General features: G+C 71.7%; 15 protein-coding genes and 1 riboswitch. Of the genes, 10 read left to right on the top strand and 5 right to left on the bottom strand.

Features of this window, described 5'->3' with window-relative positions:
- Positions 1-817, top strand: an 817-nt coding sequence (locus IZR01_RS14215) for a hypothetical protein (RefSeq protein WP_228559429.1), incomplete at its 5' end; no start/stop codon positions are given.
- A 57-nt stretch (positions 818-874) separates the two neighbouring features.
- Here the strand turns inward: IZR01_RS14215 and IZR01_RS14210 are convergent.
- The 3 genes from IZR01_RS14210 to IZR01_RS14200 form a co-directional block, all read right to left on the bottom strand.
- Positions 875-2647 carry a DUF8189 domain-containing protein gene (locus IZR01_RS14210; RefSeq protein WP_194924084.1) on the bottom strand — a complete coding sequence of 591 codons (1773 nt, stop codon included), beginning with the start codon at positions 2645-2647 and terminating at the stop codon, positions 875-877.
- Positions 2648-2704: 57 nt separating this feature from the next.
- Positions 2705-3328: an SGNH/GDSL hydrolase family protein gene (locus IZR01_RS14205; RefSeq protein ID WP_194924083.1), complete on the bottom strand. Its 624-nt coding sequence runs from the start codon at positions 3326-3328 to the stop codon at positions 2705-2707.
- 64 nt (positions 3329-3392) lie between these two features.
- Positions 3393-3974, bottom strand: coding sequence for a TetR/AcrR family transcriptional regulator (locus IZR01_RS14200; RefSeq protein WP_194924082.1), 582 nt, complete (start codon positions 3972-3974; stop codon positions 3393-3395).
- An 87-nt stretch (positions 3975-4061) separates the two neighbouring features.
- Here IZR01_RS14200 and IZR01_RS14195 point away from each other — a divergent pair, with 87 nt between their 5' ends.
- Entirely contained in the window at positions 4062-4910 is an 849-nt protein-coding gene (locus tag IZR01_RS14195) for an SDR family oxidoreductase (RefSeq protein ID WP_194924081.1), read from the top strand.
- Positions 4911-4955: 45 nt separating this feature from the next.
- Here the strand turns inward: IZR01_RS14195 and IZR01_RS14190 are convergent, their stop codons facing one another.
- Both IZR01_RS14190 and IZR01_RS14185 read right to left on the bottom strand, forming a co-directional pair.
- Positions 4956-6533 (bottom strand): MFS transporter, encoded by a 1578-nt coding sequence (locus IZR01_RS14190; RefSeq protein WP_228559425.1) that lies wholly within the window; start codon positions 6531-6533, stop codon positions 4956-4958.
- Between the two features lie 97 nt (positions 6534-6630).
- Positions 6631-7521 (bottom strand): LysR family transcriptional regulator, encoded by an 891-nt coding sequence (locus IZR01_RS14185; protein WP_194924080.1) that lies wholly within the window; start codon positions 7519-7521, stop codon positions 6631-6633.
- A 154-nt stretch (positions 7522-7675) separates the two neighbouring features.
- On the opposite strand from IZR01_RS14185, the gene IZR01_RS14180 reads away from it, so the two are divergent.
- The 8 genes from IZR01_RS14180 to IZR01_RS14145 all read left to right on the top strand — a co-directional run bounded on the left by IZR01_RS14180 (position 7676) and on the right by IZR01_RS14145 (position 15701).
- Entirely contained in the window at positions 7676-8062 is a 387-nt protein-coding gene (locus IZR01_RS14180) for a TetR/AcrR family transcriptional regulator (RefSeq protein ID WP_194924079.1), read from the top strand.
- 58 nt (positions 8063-8120) lie between these two features.
- The gene (locus tag IZR01_RS14175; RefSeq protein WP_194897858.1) at positions 8121-8510 is read left to right on the top strand and encodes a PPOX class F420-dependent oxidoreductase; all 390 of its coding nucleotides are present in this window, start codon (positions 8121-8123) and stop codon (positions 8508-8510) included.
- A 49-nt stretch (positions 8511-8559) separates the two neighbouring features.
- Positions 8560-8807: riboswitch (cobalamin riboswitch) on the top strand.
- A gap of 282 nt (positions 8808-9089) precedes the next feature.
- Positions 9090-11381, top strand: a complete 2292-nt coding sequence (locus IZR01_RS14170; protein WP_369125480.1) for a ribonucleoside-diphosphate reductase subunit alpha — start codon at positions 9090-9092, stop codon at positions 11379-11381.
- Between the two features lie 14 nt (positions 11382-11395).
- Entirely contained in the window at positions 11396-12391 is a 996-nt protein-coding gene (locus tag IZR01_RS14165; RefSeq protein ID WP_194897857.1) for a ribonucleotide-diphosphate reductase subunit beta, read from the top strand.
- 18 nt (positions 12392-12409) lie between these two features.
- Entirely contained in the window at positions 12410-13120 is a 711-nt protein-coding gene (locus IZR01_RS14160) for a helical backbone metal receptor (protein WP_194924078.1), read from the top strand.
- Between the two features lie 117 nt (positions 13121-13237).
- Positions 13238-14452 carry an MFS transporter gene (locus IZR01_RS14155; protein WP_194924077.1) on the top strand — a complete coding sequence of 405 codons (1215 nt, stop codon included), beginning with the start codon at positions 13238-13240 and terminating at the stop codon, positions 14450-14452.
- Between the two features lie 56 nt (positions 14453-14508).
- Complete coding sequence (locus tag IZR01_RS14150; RefSeq protein ID WP_194924076.1) at positions 14509-15114, top strand: ClpP family protease; 606 nt, start codon at positions 14509-14511, stop codon at positions 15112-15114.
- Complete coding sequence (locus IZR01_RS14145; protein ID WP_194897853.1) at positions 15111-15701, top strand: ClpP family protease; 591 nt, start codon at positions 15111-15113, stop codon at positions 15699-15701. The genes IZR01_RS14150 and IZR01_RS14145 overlap by 4 nt, the downstream gene beginning before the upstream one ends.

The following is a 15701-nucleotide window of genomic DNA, read 5'->3' as shown; positions in this document are numbered from 1 at the left end:
GTCCACCGCGACACCCACCGCCCCCTTCCAACCGCCGGCCCCGCCCGCCTGGTGGCCGGCCCTACGCGGCATCTGGACCCAAGGCCGCCGGATCGAGCGCACCTGCTACGTCCTCGGCCTGGTCCTCATAGCCTCAGGCACGTTCCACTTCGCCATGTTCTTCATCCGCGGCGGACCGTGGGAGGGCCCGGTCTCCTGGCGCAAGCCGACCACCTTCGGCTTGTCCTTCGGCCTCACCCTCATCGCGGTGGCCTGGGTCGCCTCCTACCTCAAACTCACCGAACGCACCCGCGTCCTGGCCCTGGGCGTCTTCGCCGCCGACTGCTTCGTCGAGGTCGGCGGCATCACGCTCCAGGCCTGGCGCCACGTCCCCTCGCACATCGACCTGCAGGGCTCCTTCAACACCGGCGTGTCGATGACCCTGGCCGTCGGCGGCGGCGTCCTGGTCCTGGTGCTGGGCCGGCTCGCCGTCGCGGCCTTCCGCGGCGATCCCGACGCGGCGCCCTCGATGCGCCTGGCCCTGCGCGCCGGGTTCGCCACCCTGATGATCGGCCTGCTGGCCGGGGCGGCGATGATCGCCCGCGGCACGAGCGAGGCCCGCAGCGGGCACCAGCAGCAGGCCTACCTGGACCTCGGCTTCCTGAAGCTGGTGCACGGCATCAGCCTGCACGGCGTCCTGGTGCTCCCCGGCATCGCCTGGCTGCTGACCCAGACCTCGTGGCCGGAAGAGAAGCGGACCCGGGTCGTGAAGCTGGCCGCGTCCGCCTACGGCCTGGCCATCCTCGCCGCGCTGGGGTGGGACCTCGTGCGGATGTGACGATCAGGATGTGGGGCCCCGGCAAGCGCCCCAACCAGATCAACCAAATCAACCAAATCAAGCCTTCACAGTCCCCGCCGCAGCGAACCCGCTCCAGCCCGACCAAGCGCCGTTCGCCACCACCTCGAACCGGTTCCACACCGACCCGTCACCCAGCACCGCGAACACCTCGACCCGGCCGTCGGCGTGCCGGGCCACAGAAGCAGCGATCACCGCCGCCCCCGCCGGCCCGAACCCCTCGCTCCACTCCGACCAGCCCCCGCCCGGAACAGTCTCGAACCGGTTCCGGATCCCACCCGACGCCGTCACCGCGAAGACCTCCACCCGACCGTCCTGGTGCACGCCGGCAGCGACGGTCCCCGGAGCCCCATCGCCATTCGCCCCGCCGGTCGGGCCGTAGACGCTCCAATCAGTCCACGAACCGTTCGGCATCGTCTCGACCCTGTTCCGCATCGACCCGTCGCTCATCACCGCGAACACCTCAAGCCGACCGTCCAGGTGCCGGGCCGCACTCAGGCTGTCCGTGACGCCGCCCCGCAGCCCGAACTCGTTCCAGCTGGACCACGTGGACGACGCGGACCCCGCCCCGCTCGGCCCCGTCTCGACCCGGTTGGCGACCCCGCCCGACGGCGTCGCCGCGAACAGCTCCAACCGGCCGTCGGAATGCACCCCGACCGTCAGCGCCCTGGCAGTCCCGGACGGCGCGAACGCGTTCCACCCCGACCACGCGCCGCCTGCCACGGTCTCGAACCGGTTCTGCACGGAGCCGTCGCTCATCACCGCGAACACCTCAAGTCGGCCGTCGGCGTGCCGCCCGGTCGCCACCGAACTCGTCAGCGCCGCGAACCCGAAACCCCGGGCCGGGCTGAAGTCGCCCCAGTCGCTCAACTCGGTCCCGTCGGTCGAGTCAGTCGAGTCAGTCGAGTCGGTCCGCGCCGCGTTCGGCGCCGACTCCGACTTGTTCCGGATCCCACCGGCCGGCGTCACCGCGAACAGCTCGACCCGACCGTCAGAACGCACCCCGCCGGCCATCCGCCCCCCGCTCCCGGCCTGATACAGCACCGAACCGGCGCCCCACTGCCCGAAGTCGGCGGTCAGCGCCTGGTCCCCGTCGACCTCCGCGCCGTCGAACGTGAACGGCGTCCGGTTCTGCCACAGCTGGATACCGGGATACGGCGAGCTATTACGGCCGCCCGAATACGCGGTCGAGCACGACTGCCAGGCCCAGCGGATACGCCCCGAGGCCAGCAGCCAGCCCAGGGCGTCGTAGCTGCTGTAGCAGCCGGTGCGGGCGACACCGATCACCGAGGCGACGCCGTCGAAGTAGGCGTCGACCGCGTCCATGTCAGCGGCCTGCACATCCCAGTCCACGCTGAAGTAGATCGGCCGATCCGCGGGCATCCCGCACGCCGCCGCCTGCCGCTGTGCCTCGGTGGCGTCCGCGGCGCCCTGGCCGAAGCCCTGGCGCGGGCCGTCGACGGCGGTCTCCCAGTTGCAGACCACCGCGATCCCGGCCGTGGTCAGCGCCTGGGCCTCGGCCGCCGTGAGGTTCTTCTCCGGGCTGTAGCTGAGGTAGCGGACCACGAACTTGTAGCCGGCCGACGTCATCGCACCGGTGGAGGGATGCGGGGTCCAGGCGTAGTCCAGTCCGGTCGCGATCGGGACCGGGACCTGGACGGGCAGGTCCTGAGCACGACGCGCCAGCGGTACGACAGCCCCAGCCCCAGTCGCCGCCGACGCCGGCCGCACCCCCGCCACGCCCGCCAACGTCACCGCGCCGGCGGAGGTCAGCAGCCGACGCCGTGACACAGGGCTCGAGCTCGAGTTCATCACGGAGACTATTTCATCCCCATGACCCCCGATAACCGATGATTTCGTCGCGCGTCGTCAGATCTCCAACGCCTTCATGAACGCCTCCGCGATCAGCGCGTGCCCCGCCAGGTTCGGGTGGATCCGGTCGTCCGCCCAGTCCCGCGACGTGGTGCTGAGCAGCGCGCTGTCGAACACCTGCTGGGTCGGGATGTGCACCGCGTCGAACTCCTCGGCCAGCCCGGCGACCACGGTCACGAACTTGTCGCTGGCCGCGCGCTGCGGCTCGTCGCGGTCCGGCTCGATGATGTACGGGTCGGCCAGGATCAGCCGGCAGCCGGTCTCCTCCACGGCCCGGCGCAGCAGCGTGCGCAGGGTGTCGGTGTACTCGTCGAGCGGGACGGCGTTCTCCGGGTCGCCGTCGAAGGCCCGCCAGACGTCGTTGATCCCGATCATCACCGACAACCAGTCCGGCCGCGGCGCCAGCGCGTCGGCCTCCCAGCGCCCGGCCAGGTGGCGCGTGGTGTTGCCGCTGATACCGCGGTTTGTCCAGGTCAGCCGGGCGTCCGGGTGCCGGGCCGTGGTGAACGCCCGCAGCAGGCTGACATACCCCCGGCCGTAGGGGGCGTCGTCCTCGCGACGCCCGCAGTCGGTGATGCTGTCGCCGATGAGCAGGATGTGCTGGCCGTCCTTGAAATACACGGATCTCGCCTTCCGATGCGCACTGCGGATGGGGAACATCCGATCATGCCCCGGCCGGGCCCGATCAGGCGAGGGTGTCGATCCACTCTTCGAGACGCCGCCCCTGCCGGGTCATCACCTCCGGCTCGCGCAACGCGTTGGCCAGCACCGACATCCCCTGATACGCCGCGACGAGTTCGACCGCGAGGTCCGGCGCGTCGGCCCGGTCCAGCTGCCGGAACTGCCCCTCGGCCCAGTCGATCAGCCCCCGCAGCACCCCGGCGGCCGCCTGGTCCAGACCGTCCTCGCGCTTGTCGAGTTCGGCGGCCAGGGTGCCGAACGGACAGCCGTAGCGGGCCGCGATCTCGCGCTGCTCGACCCAGCCGACGATCAGGGCCTTGAGCCGGGTCGCCGGGTCGGGGAGCTGGTCCAGACGCCCGGTGATGTCGGACAGCCGGTCCCGATGCGCGCCGAGGGCGGCCTCGACCAGCTGGTCCTTGGTCTTGAAGTAGTAGTAGACGTTGCCCAGCGGGACGTCCGCCGCCTGCGCGATGTCGCTGAGCGTGGTGCGCTCCACACCTTGGTGGTGGAACACCTCCGCGGCCGCTGACGCCAGCCGCTCGCGCTTGCCGCCGCCTCGGGGCTTCGCAGCTTCTGAGTCAGTCACCTAACTGAGCATAGACAACCACCTCGGCGATCCGCTAGCGTCGGTCTCAGTTAGCCAACTAACTCATACTCTGAGCTGGGGAGAATCATGATCGTTGTGACCGGAGCGACCGGGAACGTGGGCCGGGCCCTGGTGCGGACGCTGGCCGCCGACGGGCATGCGGTGACCGCCGTGGCCCGACACATCCAGAACTCCGACGTCCCAGCCGGCGTCCCGACCGGCGTCCCGACCGGCGTGCGCGCCGTCGCGGCCGACCTCGGCGTGCCGACCACCCTGGACGCCGCACTGACCGGTGCGAAATCCCTGTTCCTGCTGGTCGCGGGCGACGACCCGGCCGGGGTCCTGGCCCGGGCGAAGGCCGCCGGGGTCACGAAGGTGATGCTGGTCTCCTCGCAAGGCGTCGGCACCCGGCCCGGCGGCGCCTATGCCCACGCCGCGCGCTTCGAGCAAGCGGTCGCCGCCTCAGGACTCGAATACACGATCCTGCGCTCGGGCGGCCTGGACTCCAACGCCTTCGCCTGGGCCGAACCGATCCGCGCGCAGCGGCTGGCCCCGGCGCCGTTCGCCGAGGTCGGGCTCCCGTTCGTGGACCCGGACGACGTGGCCGCCGTGGCCGCGGCGGTGCTCGCCGAGGACGGCCACGACGGCGCGACCTACGTGCTCACCGGCCCGGCGCCGACCACACCCCGGCAGCGGGCGGCGGCCATCGGGAAGGCGATCGGAGCGCCGGTGACCTTCGTCGAGATGACGCGGGAGGAGGCGCGGGCCCAGATGTCCCGGTTCATGCCACCGGAAGTCGTCGAGGGCACGCTGACGATCCTCGGCGAGCCGACGCCCGAGGAGCAGATGGTGAGCCCTGACATCGAGCGGGTGCTGGGCCGGCCGGCACAGCCGTTCAGCGCGTGGGCCCAGCGGAACGCCGCGGCGTTCCGCTGAGCAGGACCGCACCTCGGTTCGCGGTGGGGTGGGCGTGGTGAGCGCTCAGGCGCGCTTGCCGCTCGTGGCCCGGACGATGAACAGGAACGCGACCAGCCCGGTCCCGACCAGTACGAAGCCCGCGCTCGCCAACGATCCGAACGTCCCGAGCACCGCCACGCCGAGCGCCGAGCCGCCCTGCCGCACCCCGTTCAGCGCCCCCTGACCGGTCGCGGCCAGGTCGGCGGGCGCGGCGACGGCCATCTCGGCCGCGGCGCCGGGGATGGCCAGCGTCCCGGTCGCCGCCAGCGCCAACTCCGCGGCGATCAGCAGCGGCAGCGGCACGTGGTGGCCGGCGGTGACGGCCAGCAGCACCCCGGCGAGGACGGACGCCGCCATCCCGGTCAGCAGGACCGGACGCGCGCCGCGCCGGGCGACCAGCCGCCCGGTGAAGAACGGCATGACGCAGACCGGGAACGTCAGCGGCAGCGCCGCCAGACCGGCCGCGAAGGGCGAGAGGTGGTCGGCGTGCTGCAACCAGATGTCCAGCAGGTACATCCCGCCGAAGAAGGCGAAGCAGGACTGCGCGGCGGCCACGAAGGACGCCCGGACCCGCGGCAGCGCGACCAGGCTCGGCGGCAGGACCGGCGCGGCCACCCGGCGTTCGACCGCGGCCAGCGTCCCGAAGGCGGCCACCGCGGCGAGCATCGGCACCAGCGCCACGGCCGAGGTCCAGCCGCGGCTCCCGGCCTCGACCAGTCCGAACGTCAGCAGCCCCAGGCCCGCGGTGGCCAGCACCAGCCCGGACCGGTCCAGCGCGCGCCGGGCCCGCGCCGGCGACGGATTCGGCAGCAGGCGCGCCGCCAGCAGCGTGAGCACGGCGATCGGCGGATTCACCAGGAACACCAGCCGCCACCCGTCGAGCTCGACCAGCGCGCCCCCGAGCACCGGCCCGGCCGCCGCGCCGAGCCCGCTGAGCGCGACCCACGCCCCGACCGCCCGCTGCCGTCGCGCCGGATCCGGATACAGCCCGATCAGCAGCGCCATCGACGCCGGCACCAGCCCGGCCCCGGCCGCGCCGAGCAACGCCCGGCCGCCGATCAGCACACTGACGTCAGGCGCGGCGGCGCAGAGCGCGGACAGCACGGCGAACGACGCCAGCGCGCCGAGGTAGACGCGCCTGGCGCCCCACCGATCGGCGAACACCCCGGCCGCGAGCAGCAGCCCGGCGAAGACGACGGTGTAGGCGTCCACAGCCCAGGGCAGCGCGGCGGCTGAGGGATGGAGCGTGCGCTGGACGTCGGGGACGGCGACGTTGAGGATCGAGGTGTCGAGCAGGACCAGCAGGTTGCCGGTGGCGATCGCGGCGAAGGCCAGGCGCTGGCGGCCGGTGGTGGCGCGCGCCGGCTCGGCGCGGTCGGCCGGGCGATCGGCCGACTGCTCGGCGGGCTGCCCGGCCGGTTGCTCAGTCGACTGCTCAGTCGGCTGGTCGGCCGACTGCTCGGTCGAGCCGGCGATGTCCGCGGCGGGCGGCGCGGCTATCGAGCCGGCCGCGTCCGGGGCGGGAGGCGTGGTCATCAAACCGGCGGCGGCCGGGCCCGCGTCCGGCTCGGGTCGGCATTCAGTGGTGGAAGCCGTGGTCATGGCAGGCTCCTGAGGGGCTAGCAGTGATCAGATCGGTGTGCTTCCACTTCACCGCGATCCGCCTCCGCGACCCAGAGGCATCCTGAGCCGGCAGCGATCACCGATCGAGATCGATCACCGCCCGGCAAGCCGCCACCAACGCCCCCAACCGCTCCCGATCGGCGATCCGCACCGCGAGCGCCGCCGGTATCGACAGCCCGCCGACCACCGGCAGAAACGCCAGCCGCCCGGTGGCCAGCTGCTCCGCCTGTGCCGCGTACACGACCGTCCAGCCGGGCCCGCCCGCGCTCAGCGCCGCCAGCTTGTCCTGCAACGACCCGGCCCCCGGCCCCGGCACCGGCTCGAACCCGGCCTCCCGGCACGCCTGGAGCACCAGGTCCACCAGCGGCGGATTGAGCCGCCGCGCCACCAGCGACAGCGGCGAGCCGGCCAGCCGCGTCATCTCGATCTCCGCCTGGCCGGCCAGCGGGTGCCGCTTCGACACCGCGACCAGCAGCTCGTCCTGCCACACCGGAAGCAGCCGCAGCCCGTCCGGCACGGCGACGTCCCCGCGCACGAACGCCGCGTCCCACTCCCGCTCGGCGACCCGCCGCAGCCGGTCCTCCAGCGGCGCCGAAAAGAGTTCGACCACTGTCTCCGGCGAGCGCGACGCCAACGCCTCGAGCACCCGCTCCAGACGCGTCCCCATCCCGGCGCTCGTCCCGAGCCGCAGCACCGTCCCGCGCTCCACCCGGAACGCGGCGATCGTGTCCAGCGCCCGCTGCTCGGCCGCCACCACGTCCCGCGCCACCGGCACGAACGCCGCCCCGGCCGCGGTCAGCCGCACCCGGCGCGGCGTCCGGTCCAGCAGTTCCACCCGCAGCTCGCGCTCCAGCCGCAGAATCTGCTGGCTGACCGCGGACTGCACGATCGACAGCCGCTCGGCGGCCCGGCCGAAGTGCAGTTCCTCGGCGACCGCGAGGAAGTACTTGAGTTGGCGCAGTTCCACAGTTCCGAGAGCGTACGCGGTGGCCGGCGGTGACCGGTCGACAAGAAACCGGCGGGCCGGTATTTTCCTGACCGCCGCATCGGGCGCACCCGGCGCACCCGACGCGGCACCGTCTTACGAGCAGTGGTCCGCGCTGGTCGCCGACGTGCGGCCGATGCACGACCACGTCCTGGACCTGCTCGGCGCGGTGTTCACTCGACCGGCGGTGCAGATCCGCGAGGACCCGATCATCCGCGCGACCGTGCGGCTCCAGACCGGGCGGTCGCAGATCGCTGAGCCGCTGCACCTGCCCTATGTCGACTGGATCGAGACCTCGACCGGTCTGCTCCACACGGCCGCGGACGGCGGTGAGCTGCGCCCGGGCGCCGATCCCGCGGCCCTGGCCCGGGTCTGCGTCGCCGGGTTCCAGGGCGTCCAGCACGTGTCCGGCAGCTTGTCAGGCCACGCCGACGGCACCGAGCGCGTCGCCGAGTGGTGGGCCGAGTGGTGGGCCGTGACGCGGGCCGGGCTAGCAGCCGGTCCCGGCGATCACGACTCGTGATCGCAGCCAGTCCGATCATCACCTTGCTCAACATCCCATCCCCGAGTGGAGTAGACCCATGTCCGTCATCCCCGAATCCCACACCGATCTGCTCGAGCGGCCGGTCTTCTGCCACCTGGCGACGATCCGCGCCGACGGCACCCCGCACGTGAACCCCATGTGGTTCCTCTGGGACGGTGAGTTCCTGTCCTTCACCACCTCGACGAAGCGCGCGAAGTACAAGGAGCTCAGCGAGCGCCCGAGCGCCGCGGTCTCCATCAACGACCCCGACGCGCCGTACCGGTATCTGGAGTTGCGCGGCACCGTGGAGCGCATCGAACCGGACCCGGAGGGTGACTTCTTCGCCGTCCTCGCCGACCGGTACGCCCTGGCGATGGACGGTCCCGTGGGCGACGCGCCGACCCGCGTGCGGATCTACCTGCGGCCCACGCACGCGACCTTTCAGTAGCCCTCTGACATACAGCATGTTGATTGGGATTTCACGGCCGCCACAAGATATGGTGTCTGACGCAGCTGGTTCGGCCGCCGCCTGAGGCAAGGGCGGGGGCCGAGGCAAGAGGGAACCCGGTGTGATTCCGGGACTGCCCCGCAGCGGTGAGTGGGAACGACAGCCGTCGTGCACACTGGGCCGACGGCGCCTTCGGGCGCCGGCCTGGGAAGTGACGGCCAGTAGGTTCGCGGGGCCCGATCCGGGTTCCGCCGGGCGCCCACGAGTCCGAAGACCTGCCAGCGGTGCCGTGCCCGGACGTGGGGCGCGGCTGGTCCGAGGCCGCGTGGGACGGCTGACGGCGGAGTGCGTCGCGGCCCGGCCGCCCGCCTCGCTGTCTGCTCGCCATCGGTCCGGACCGGACCTACGACTGGCGAGGAGAAGGTTGTGACGGTCACCCAGGTCGATACCGGGACCACGGAGACAACGGGGCGCGCGGGAGCGCACACGCTGTCGGCCGCGGTGCCGGCCGAGACGGTCGTGGCGGCGCCGCGCCCCACGACCGATCAGCACCCGGCCACGACCCCCGAGCAGCAGCTCCTGCTCGACATCGCCGCCTGGTCCGCCGACCTGCCGGACGTCGACCCGTCCCGCGTCGCCCGCAAGACCGTCGCCGGCCTGCCGCCCGCCGCCACCGCGGAGCATATCGCGGAGCTCGCGGTGCAGAGCGCGGCGGAGCTGATCGGCGAGGAGCCGCAGTACTCGAAGCTCGCCGCCCGCCTGCTCTCCGCGGTCATCGCCCGCGAGGCGGCCGGGCAGGGCTCGGCCACGTTCAGCGCGTCCATCGCCGTCGGGCATCGGGAGGGCCTGATCGGCGAGGTGACCCTGGACCTGGTCAGCACGCACGCCGCGCAGTTCGACGCGGCCATCGACCCCGACGGCGACCGGCGCTTCGAGTACTTCGGCCTGCGCACCGTCTACGACCGCTACCTACTCCGGCACCCGGTGACCCGCCGCGTCATCGAGACGCCGCAGCACTTCCTGCTGCGGGTCGCGGCCGGACTGTCGCAGGACCCGCAGGAGGCGATCGGCTTCTACCGCCTGATGTCCTCGCTGGCCTACCTGCCCAGCTCCCCCACGCTGTTCAACTCCGGCACCCGGCACACCCAGATGTCGTCCTGCTACCTCGTGGACTCCCCGCGGGACGAGCTGGACTCCATCTACGCCCGCTACCACCAGGTCGCGCGGCTGTCGAAGTTCGCCGGCGGCATCGGCATCGGCTTCTCCCGCGTCCGCTCGCGCGGCGCCCTGATCCGCAGCACCAACGGCCGCTCCAACGGCATCGTCCCGTTCCTGCGCACGCTCGACTCCTCGGTCGCGGCGGTCAACCAGGGCGGCCGGCGCAAGGGCGCGGCGTGTGTCTACCTGGAGCCGTGGCACCCGGACATCGAGGAGTTCCTGCAACTGCGGGACAACACCGGTGAGGACGCGCGCCGCACCCACAACCTGAACCTGGCCAACTGGATCCCCGACGAGTTCATGCGCCGGGTCGAGGCCGACGGCCCCTGGTCGCTGATGGACCCCGACCAGGTGCCGGAGCTGCCGGACCTGTGGGGCGCGGAGTTCGACGCGGCCTATCGGGCAGCCGAGGCCGAGGGCCGCTTCGTCCGCCAGGTCCCGGCGCGCGACCTCTACGGCAAGATGATGCGCACGCTGGCCCAGACCGGCAACGGCTGGATGACGTTCAAAGACGCCTCCAACAAGCTGTGCAACCAGACCGGCCTGCCCGGCAACACCGTGCACCTGTCGAATCTGTGCACTGAGATCATCGAGGTCTCCTCCGACGCCGAGACCGCGGTGTGCAACCTGGGCTCGATCAACCTGGCCGCGCACCTGACGCCGGCCCGCGACGCCGTGGACTGGGACCGGCTGCGGGCCACGGTCCGCACCGCGGTGGTCTTCCTGGACCGCGTCATCGACATCAACTACTACCCGAGCGAGCAGACCGCGGCGTCGAACCCGCGCTGGCGGCCGGTCGGGCTGGGCCTGATGGGGCTGCAGGACGTGTTCTTCGCGCTGCGGCTGCCGTTCGACGACGCGCGGGCGCGCGAGCTGTCGACCCAGATCTCCGAGGAGATCTACCTGACGGCGCTGGAGACGTCGGCCGGACTGGCCGAGCAGTTCGGCGCGCACCCGGCGTTCGCCGAGACCCGCGCGGCCCGGGGAGCGCTCCAGCCGGACCTGTGGAACGTCGCCACCGCGCCGGAACTGGCCTCGCGGTGGGGTGCGGTGCGCGAGCGGATCACGGCCACCGGCCTGCGCAACTCGCTGCTCGTGGCGATCGCCCCGACCGCGACCATCGCCTCCATCGCCGGCTGCTACGAGTGCATCGAGCCGCAGGTGTCGAACCTGTTCAAGCGCGAGACGCTGTCCGGGGAGTTCCTGCAGATCAACTCGGCGCTGGTCGGCGAGCTGAAGGCGCTGGGGCTGTGGACCCCGGCGGTGCGCGAGGCGATCAAGCGGGCCGAGGGCTCGGTGCAGGGCGTCGAGGCGCTGCCGGCGGAGATCAGGGCCCTGTATCGGACGGCGTGGGAGCTGCCGCAGCGCGCGCTGATCGAGCTGGCCGCCGCCCGCGGGCCGTTCATCGACCAGTCGCAGTCGCTGAACCTGTTCCTGGCCGCGCCGACGATCGGGAAGCTGTCGTCGATGTACATGTACGCCTGGAAGGCCGGCCTGAAGTCCACGTATTACCTGCGCTCGCGGCCCGCGACGCGGATCCAGCAGGCGACGGTCGCCGCGACGACCTCCCCCGCCGACCTGCCGGTGGTCGCCGACGACGAGGCGATCGCCTGCTCGCTGGAGAACCCCGAAGCCTGCGAAGCCTGCCAGTAAAGGAAAGAACCTTCATGCTGCTCGACCCGGGTCTGGATCTGACCCTGCGCCCCATGCGCTACCCGCGTTTCTTCGACCGCTTCCGCGACGCCATCAAGAACACCTGGACCGTGGAGGAGGTGGACCTGCACAGCGACCTGACCGACCTGGACCGGCTCTCGGCCGCCGAGCGCCACCTGGTCTCACGCCTGGTCGCGTTCTTCGCCACCGGCGACACGATCGTCGCCAACAACCTGGTGCTGAACCTGTATCAGCACGTGAACAGCCCCGAGGGCCGGCTCTACCTGTCCCGGCAGCTGTTCGAGGAGGCCGTGCACGTCCAGTTCTACCTGAACCTGCTCGACACCTACGTGCCGGACGAGGACGAGCGCACGGAAGCGTTCGCGGCGGTGGAGAACATCCCCTCGATCCGGCGCAAGGCAGAGTTCTGCTTCCGCTGGATCGACTCGCTCGGCGACCTGAAACAACTGGAAACCCGCGAGGACCGCCGGACCTTCCTGCTGAACCTGATCTGCTTCGCGGCGTGCATCGAGGGCCTGTTCTTCTACGGCGCCTTCGCCTACGTCTACTTCCTGCGCTCGCGCGGCCTCCTGCACGGCCTGGCCTCCGGCACCAACTGGGTGTTCCGCGACGAGTCGATGCACATGGCGTTCGCGTTCGACGTCGTGGAGACGGTCCGCGCCGAGGAGCCGGACCTGTTCGACGACAAGATGGCGCAGCAGGTGCGCGACATGCTGGCCGAGGCGGTGGAGTGCGAGACACAGTTCGCCGAGGACCTGCTCGGCGGCGGCGTGTCGGGACTGCCGGTGGCGGACATGCGGGCGTACCTGGAGCACGTCGCCGACCGGCGACTGGAGCAGCTGGGGCTGGAGCCGGTCTACGGGACCGCGAACCCGTTGGGGTTCATGGAACTCCAGGACGTGCAGGAGCTGTCGAACTTCTTCGAGCGGCGGGTCTCGGCGTACCAGGTGGCGGTCGGCGGTAGCGTCTCCTTCGACGACGAGTTCTGATACCGGAAAGGCTCCCTGATGCAGGTGGTGTCCCTGGTTCCGTCGCTCACCGAGGCGATCGCCGCGACGGCGCCGGGGCTGCTGGTCGGGGCCACCGCCTGGTGCACGCATCCCGCCGGTCTTGACGTCGAACGGATCGGCGGGACGAAGAACCCTGACGTCGCGCGGATCGTCTCGCTGGCACCGGATCTGGTGGTGGCGAACGAGGAGGAGAACCGGGCGGCCGATCTCGACGCTTTGCGTGAGGCCGGGGTGTCTGTGCTGGTCACCGAAGTCCGGACCGTGGACCAGGCCTTCCGGGAACTGGACCGGATGCTGACGGTCGGTTGCGGCCTGGCGCGGCCGGACTGGCTCGATCGGGCGGAGGCGGCTTGGGCGTCGCAGAGTCCTGATTCGGTCGTCCCCGCTGTCGTCCCCATCTGGCGGCGGCCGTGGATGGTGCTGGGCCGCGACACATTCGCAGGGGACGTGCTCGCTCGGCTCGGCGTGCGCAACGTGTACGCCGACCACGCCGAGCGCTACCCGAAGATTCCCCTGCCCGAACTGCTGGACAGCGGCGCCGAGCTCGTCGTGCTGCCCGACGAGCCCTACGCCTTCAGCGCCTCCGACGGCCCCGAGGCGTTCCCCGGCCTGCGGTCCGCGCTGGTCTCCGGGCGTCATCTCACCTGGTACGGGCCCTCGCTCATCGGGGCCCCCGACCTGCTGCGTCGCCAACTTCGCGCGGTTTGACCACGCCATCTGACCAGCGGTTACTGGTCAGGGCGGAAACCCGCCGGATCGCTCCGCCCCCGCGAGCTGTACTGGATCAAGACGTTCTGTCTTCCAGCTCAGTCGGGGAGAACCACCGTGTCCGTATCCGTATCCGCCGCCGACGAAGTAGGCACCGAACCCGTCATCTCTGCCCGCTGGGGCGGCGTGACCTGTCTAGCCCTGGGCATCTTCGTCATCGTCACCAGCGAGATCCTGCCGGTCGGGCTGTTGGACCCGATGGCGTCCGGGTTCCACGTCTCGGCCGGGACCGGCGGGCTGCTGATGACGCTGCCGGGGCTGACCGCCGCGGTGTGCGCGCCGCTGGCGACGGTCGCGACCGCGCGCTTCGACCGCCGGGCCGTGCTCGCGGTGTTCATGGCGGTCTTGGCCCTGGCGAACCTTACGGTCGCGGTGGCGCCCGCTTTCTGGCTCGTGCTGGTCGGACGGACGCTGACCGGGCTGGTGATCGGCGGATACTGGTCCATCGGCGTGGGGCTGTCGCCGCGGCTGGTGCCGGGCGGGTCGCAGTCGAAGGCCACCGCGCTGGTCTTCTCGGCCGTGCCGGTCGGATCGGTGGTCGGGGTGCCGCTGGGGACGGTGCTGGGGCACGCGTTCGGCTGGCGGACACCTTTCGCAGTGCTCTGCGTCTGCTCCGGGCTCGTCTGCCTCGCCCTGCTCCGCACGCTGCCGCCGCTGCCGATGCTGCGGGCCACCAGCGGCGCGATGCTCGCCGGGCTGCTGCGCGGGCGGGGCACCGGGGTCCGCTCGGGGCTGCTGGTCACGACGCTCGTGGTGATCGCGCACTTCGGCGGGTACACGTACCTCGCGCCGTTTCTGCGCGCCACGACCGGAATCAGCGAGTCGAGTGTCAGTGTCTATCTGCTGATTTACGGCGCGGCGGGGATCCTGGGCACCGTCGTCGCCGGGCGCACGCTCAGCCGCAGCCTTCGCGGGACGTTCGCGGTCAGCGCCGCTCTGATCGCCGCCGCCACGCTCCTGCTGCCGCTGCTCGGTGCGAACCCCTTCGGCGCGCTGGCCCTGCTGGTCCTCTGGGGTCTGGCTTACGGCACCATCCCGGCGTGCTCGAAGACCTGGTTCTCGCAGGCGGCCCCGCACCTGCCCGAGGCGGCCGGCGTGCTGTTCACGGCTTCGTTCCAGGCGACCCTCGCGCTCGGCGCGCTGCTCGGCGGCCGGGTCGTCGACGCGTCCTCGCCCCGGGTGGTCATGGTGTGCGCCGGCGCACTCGCGCTGCTAACCGCCGTCGTGGTGGGCGCCGGCCTCGCGCGGACCCCGGACGCTGCTGTCAGCTGATCCGCCCACAGCAGCGTGGCGTTCGCAGCCGCCGTGCCCCGGGGCACGGTGGAGGCATGGCAGAAGAAGAAAAGACGCCCCAGTTCACCTGGCGCACCCGCGACCAGCTGTTCAGCCGGCGCATCGTGGTGCTGGACGGCGTGCTCGACGACGACAACGGCACCCTGCTGGCGACCCAGATCCTGTCCCTGGCCACCGAGGACCCGGACGCCGACATCTCGCTGTGGATCCACTCCCCCGGCGGCTCGGTGCCGGCGATGCTCGCGATCCGCGACGTGATGCGCCTGGTGCCGTGCGAGGTCTCGACGCTCGCCCTGGGCCTGGCCTGTAGCGCCGGGCAGTTCCTGCTCTCGGCCGGCAGCCGCGGCCGCCGCTTCGCCCTCCCGCACGCCAGGATCCTGATGCACCAGGGCTCGGCCGGCATCGGCGGCACCGCGGTGGACGTCGAGGTGCAGGCCGACGACCTGCGGCACACGGTCAACACCATCCTCACCCTGATCTCCGCGGACACCGGCCAGCCCTACGACCGCGTCTTCGAGGACTCGCTGCACGACCGCTGGTTCACCGCGCAGCAAGCGCGGGACTACGGCTTCATCGACCACATCGTGGACTCGTTCGGGCAGGTCGTGCCGGAACGCCGACGGATCGGGATCTCGACATGAGCAGCTACACCATCCCCTACGTGACCACCCAGAGCCCCCGGGGCGAGCGCGTCACCGACATCTACTCGCACCTGCTCACCGAGCGCATCATCTACCTGGGCAGCGCGATCGACGCCGGCGTCGCCAACGCCCTCATCGCCCAACTCCTGCACCTGGAATCCGACGGCCCCGACCGCGAGATCGGCCTCTACATCAACTGCGAAGGCGGCGACCTCTCGGCGATGCTGGCGGTCTACGACACCATGCAGCACATCAAGGCCCCGGTCCGCACCACCTGCGTCGGCCAGGCCATCGCGGTCGGCGCGGTCCTACTGGCCGCCGGCGCACCAGGCCTGCGCTCGGTCCTACCGCACGCCCGCGTGGTCCTGCACCAACCGGCGGCGCGCGGCCAGGGCGCCATCCCCGACCTGATCATCCAGGCCGACGAGCTGGTGCGCATGCGCAGCGAACTGGAGACGATCCTGACCGAGCACACCGGCCAGAGCGCGGAGCGCCTGCGCCAAGACACCGACCGCGACCGGGTGTTCACGGCCGAGGCGGCGGTGGAGTATGGGCTCGCTGATCGGGTGCTGGATCCGCGGGAGTAG

Source organism: Catenulispora pinisilvae, assembly GCF_015356865.1.
Classification (GTDB): Bacteria; Actinomycetota; Actinomycetes; order Streptomycetales; family Catenulisporaceae; genus Catenulispora; species Catenulispora pinisilvae.
The sequence above is the reverse complement of the archived record's forward strand: the minus strand, read 5'-3'. Positions and strand labels throughout refer to the sequence as shown.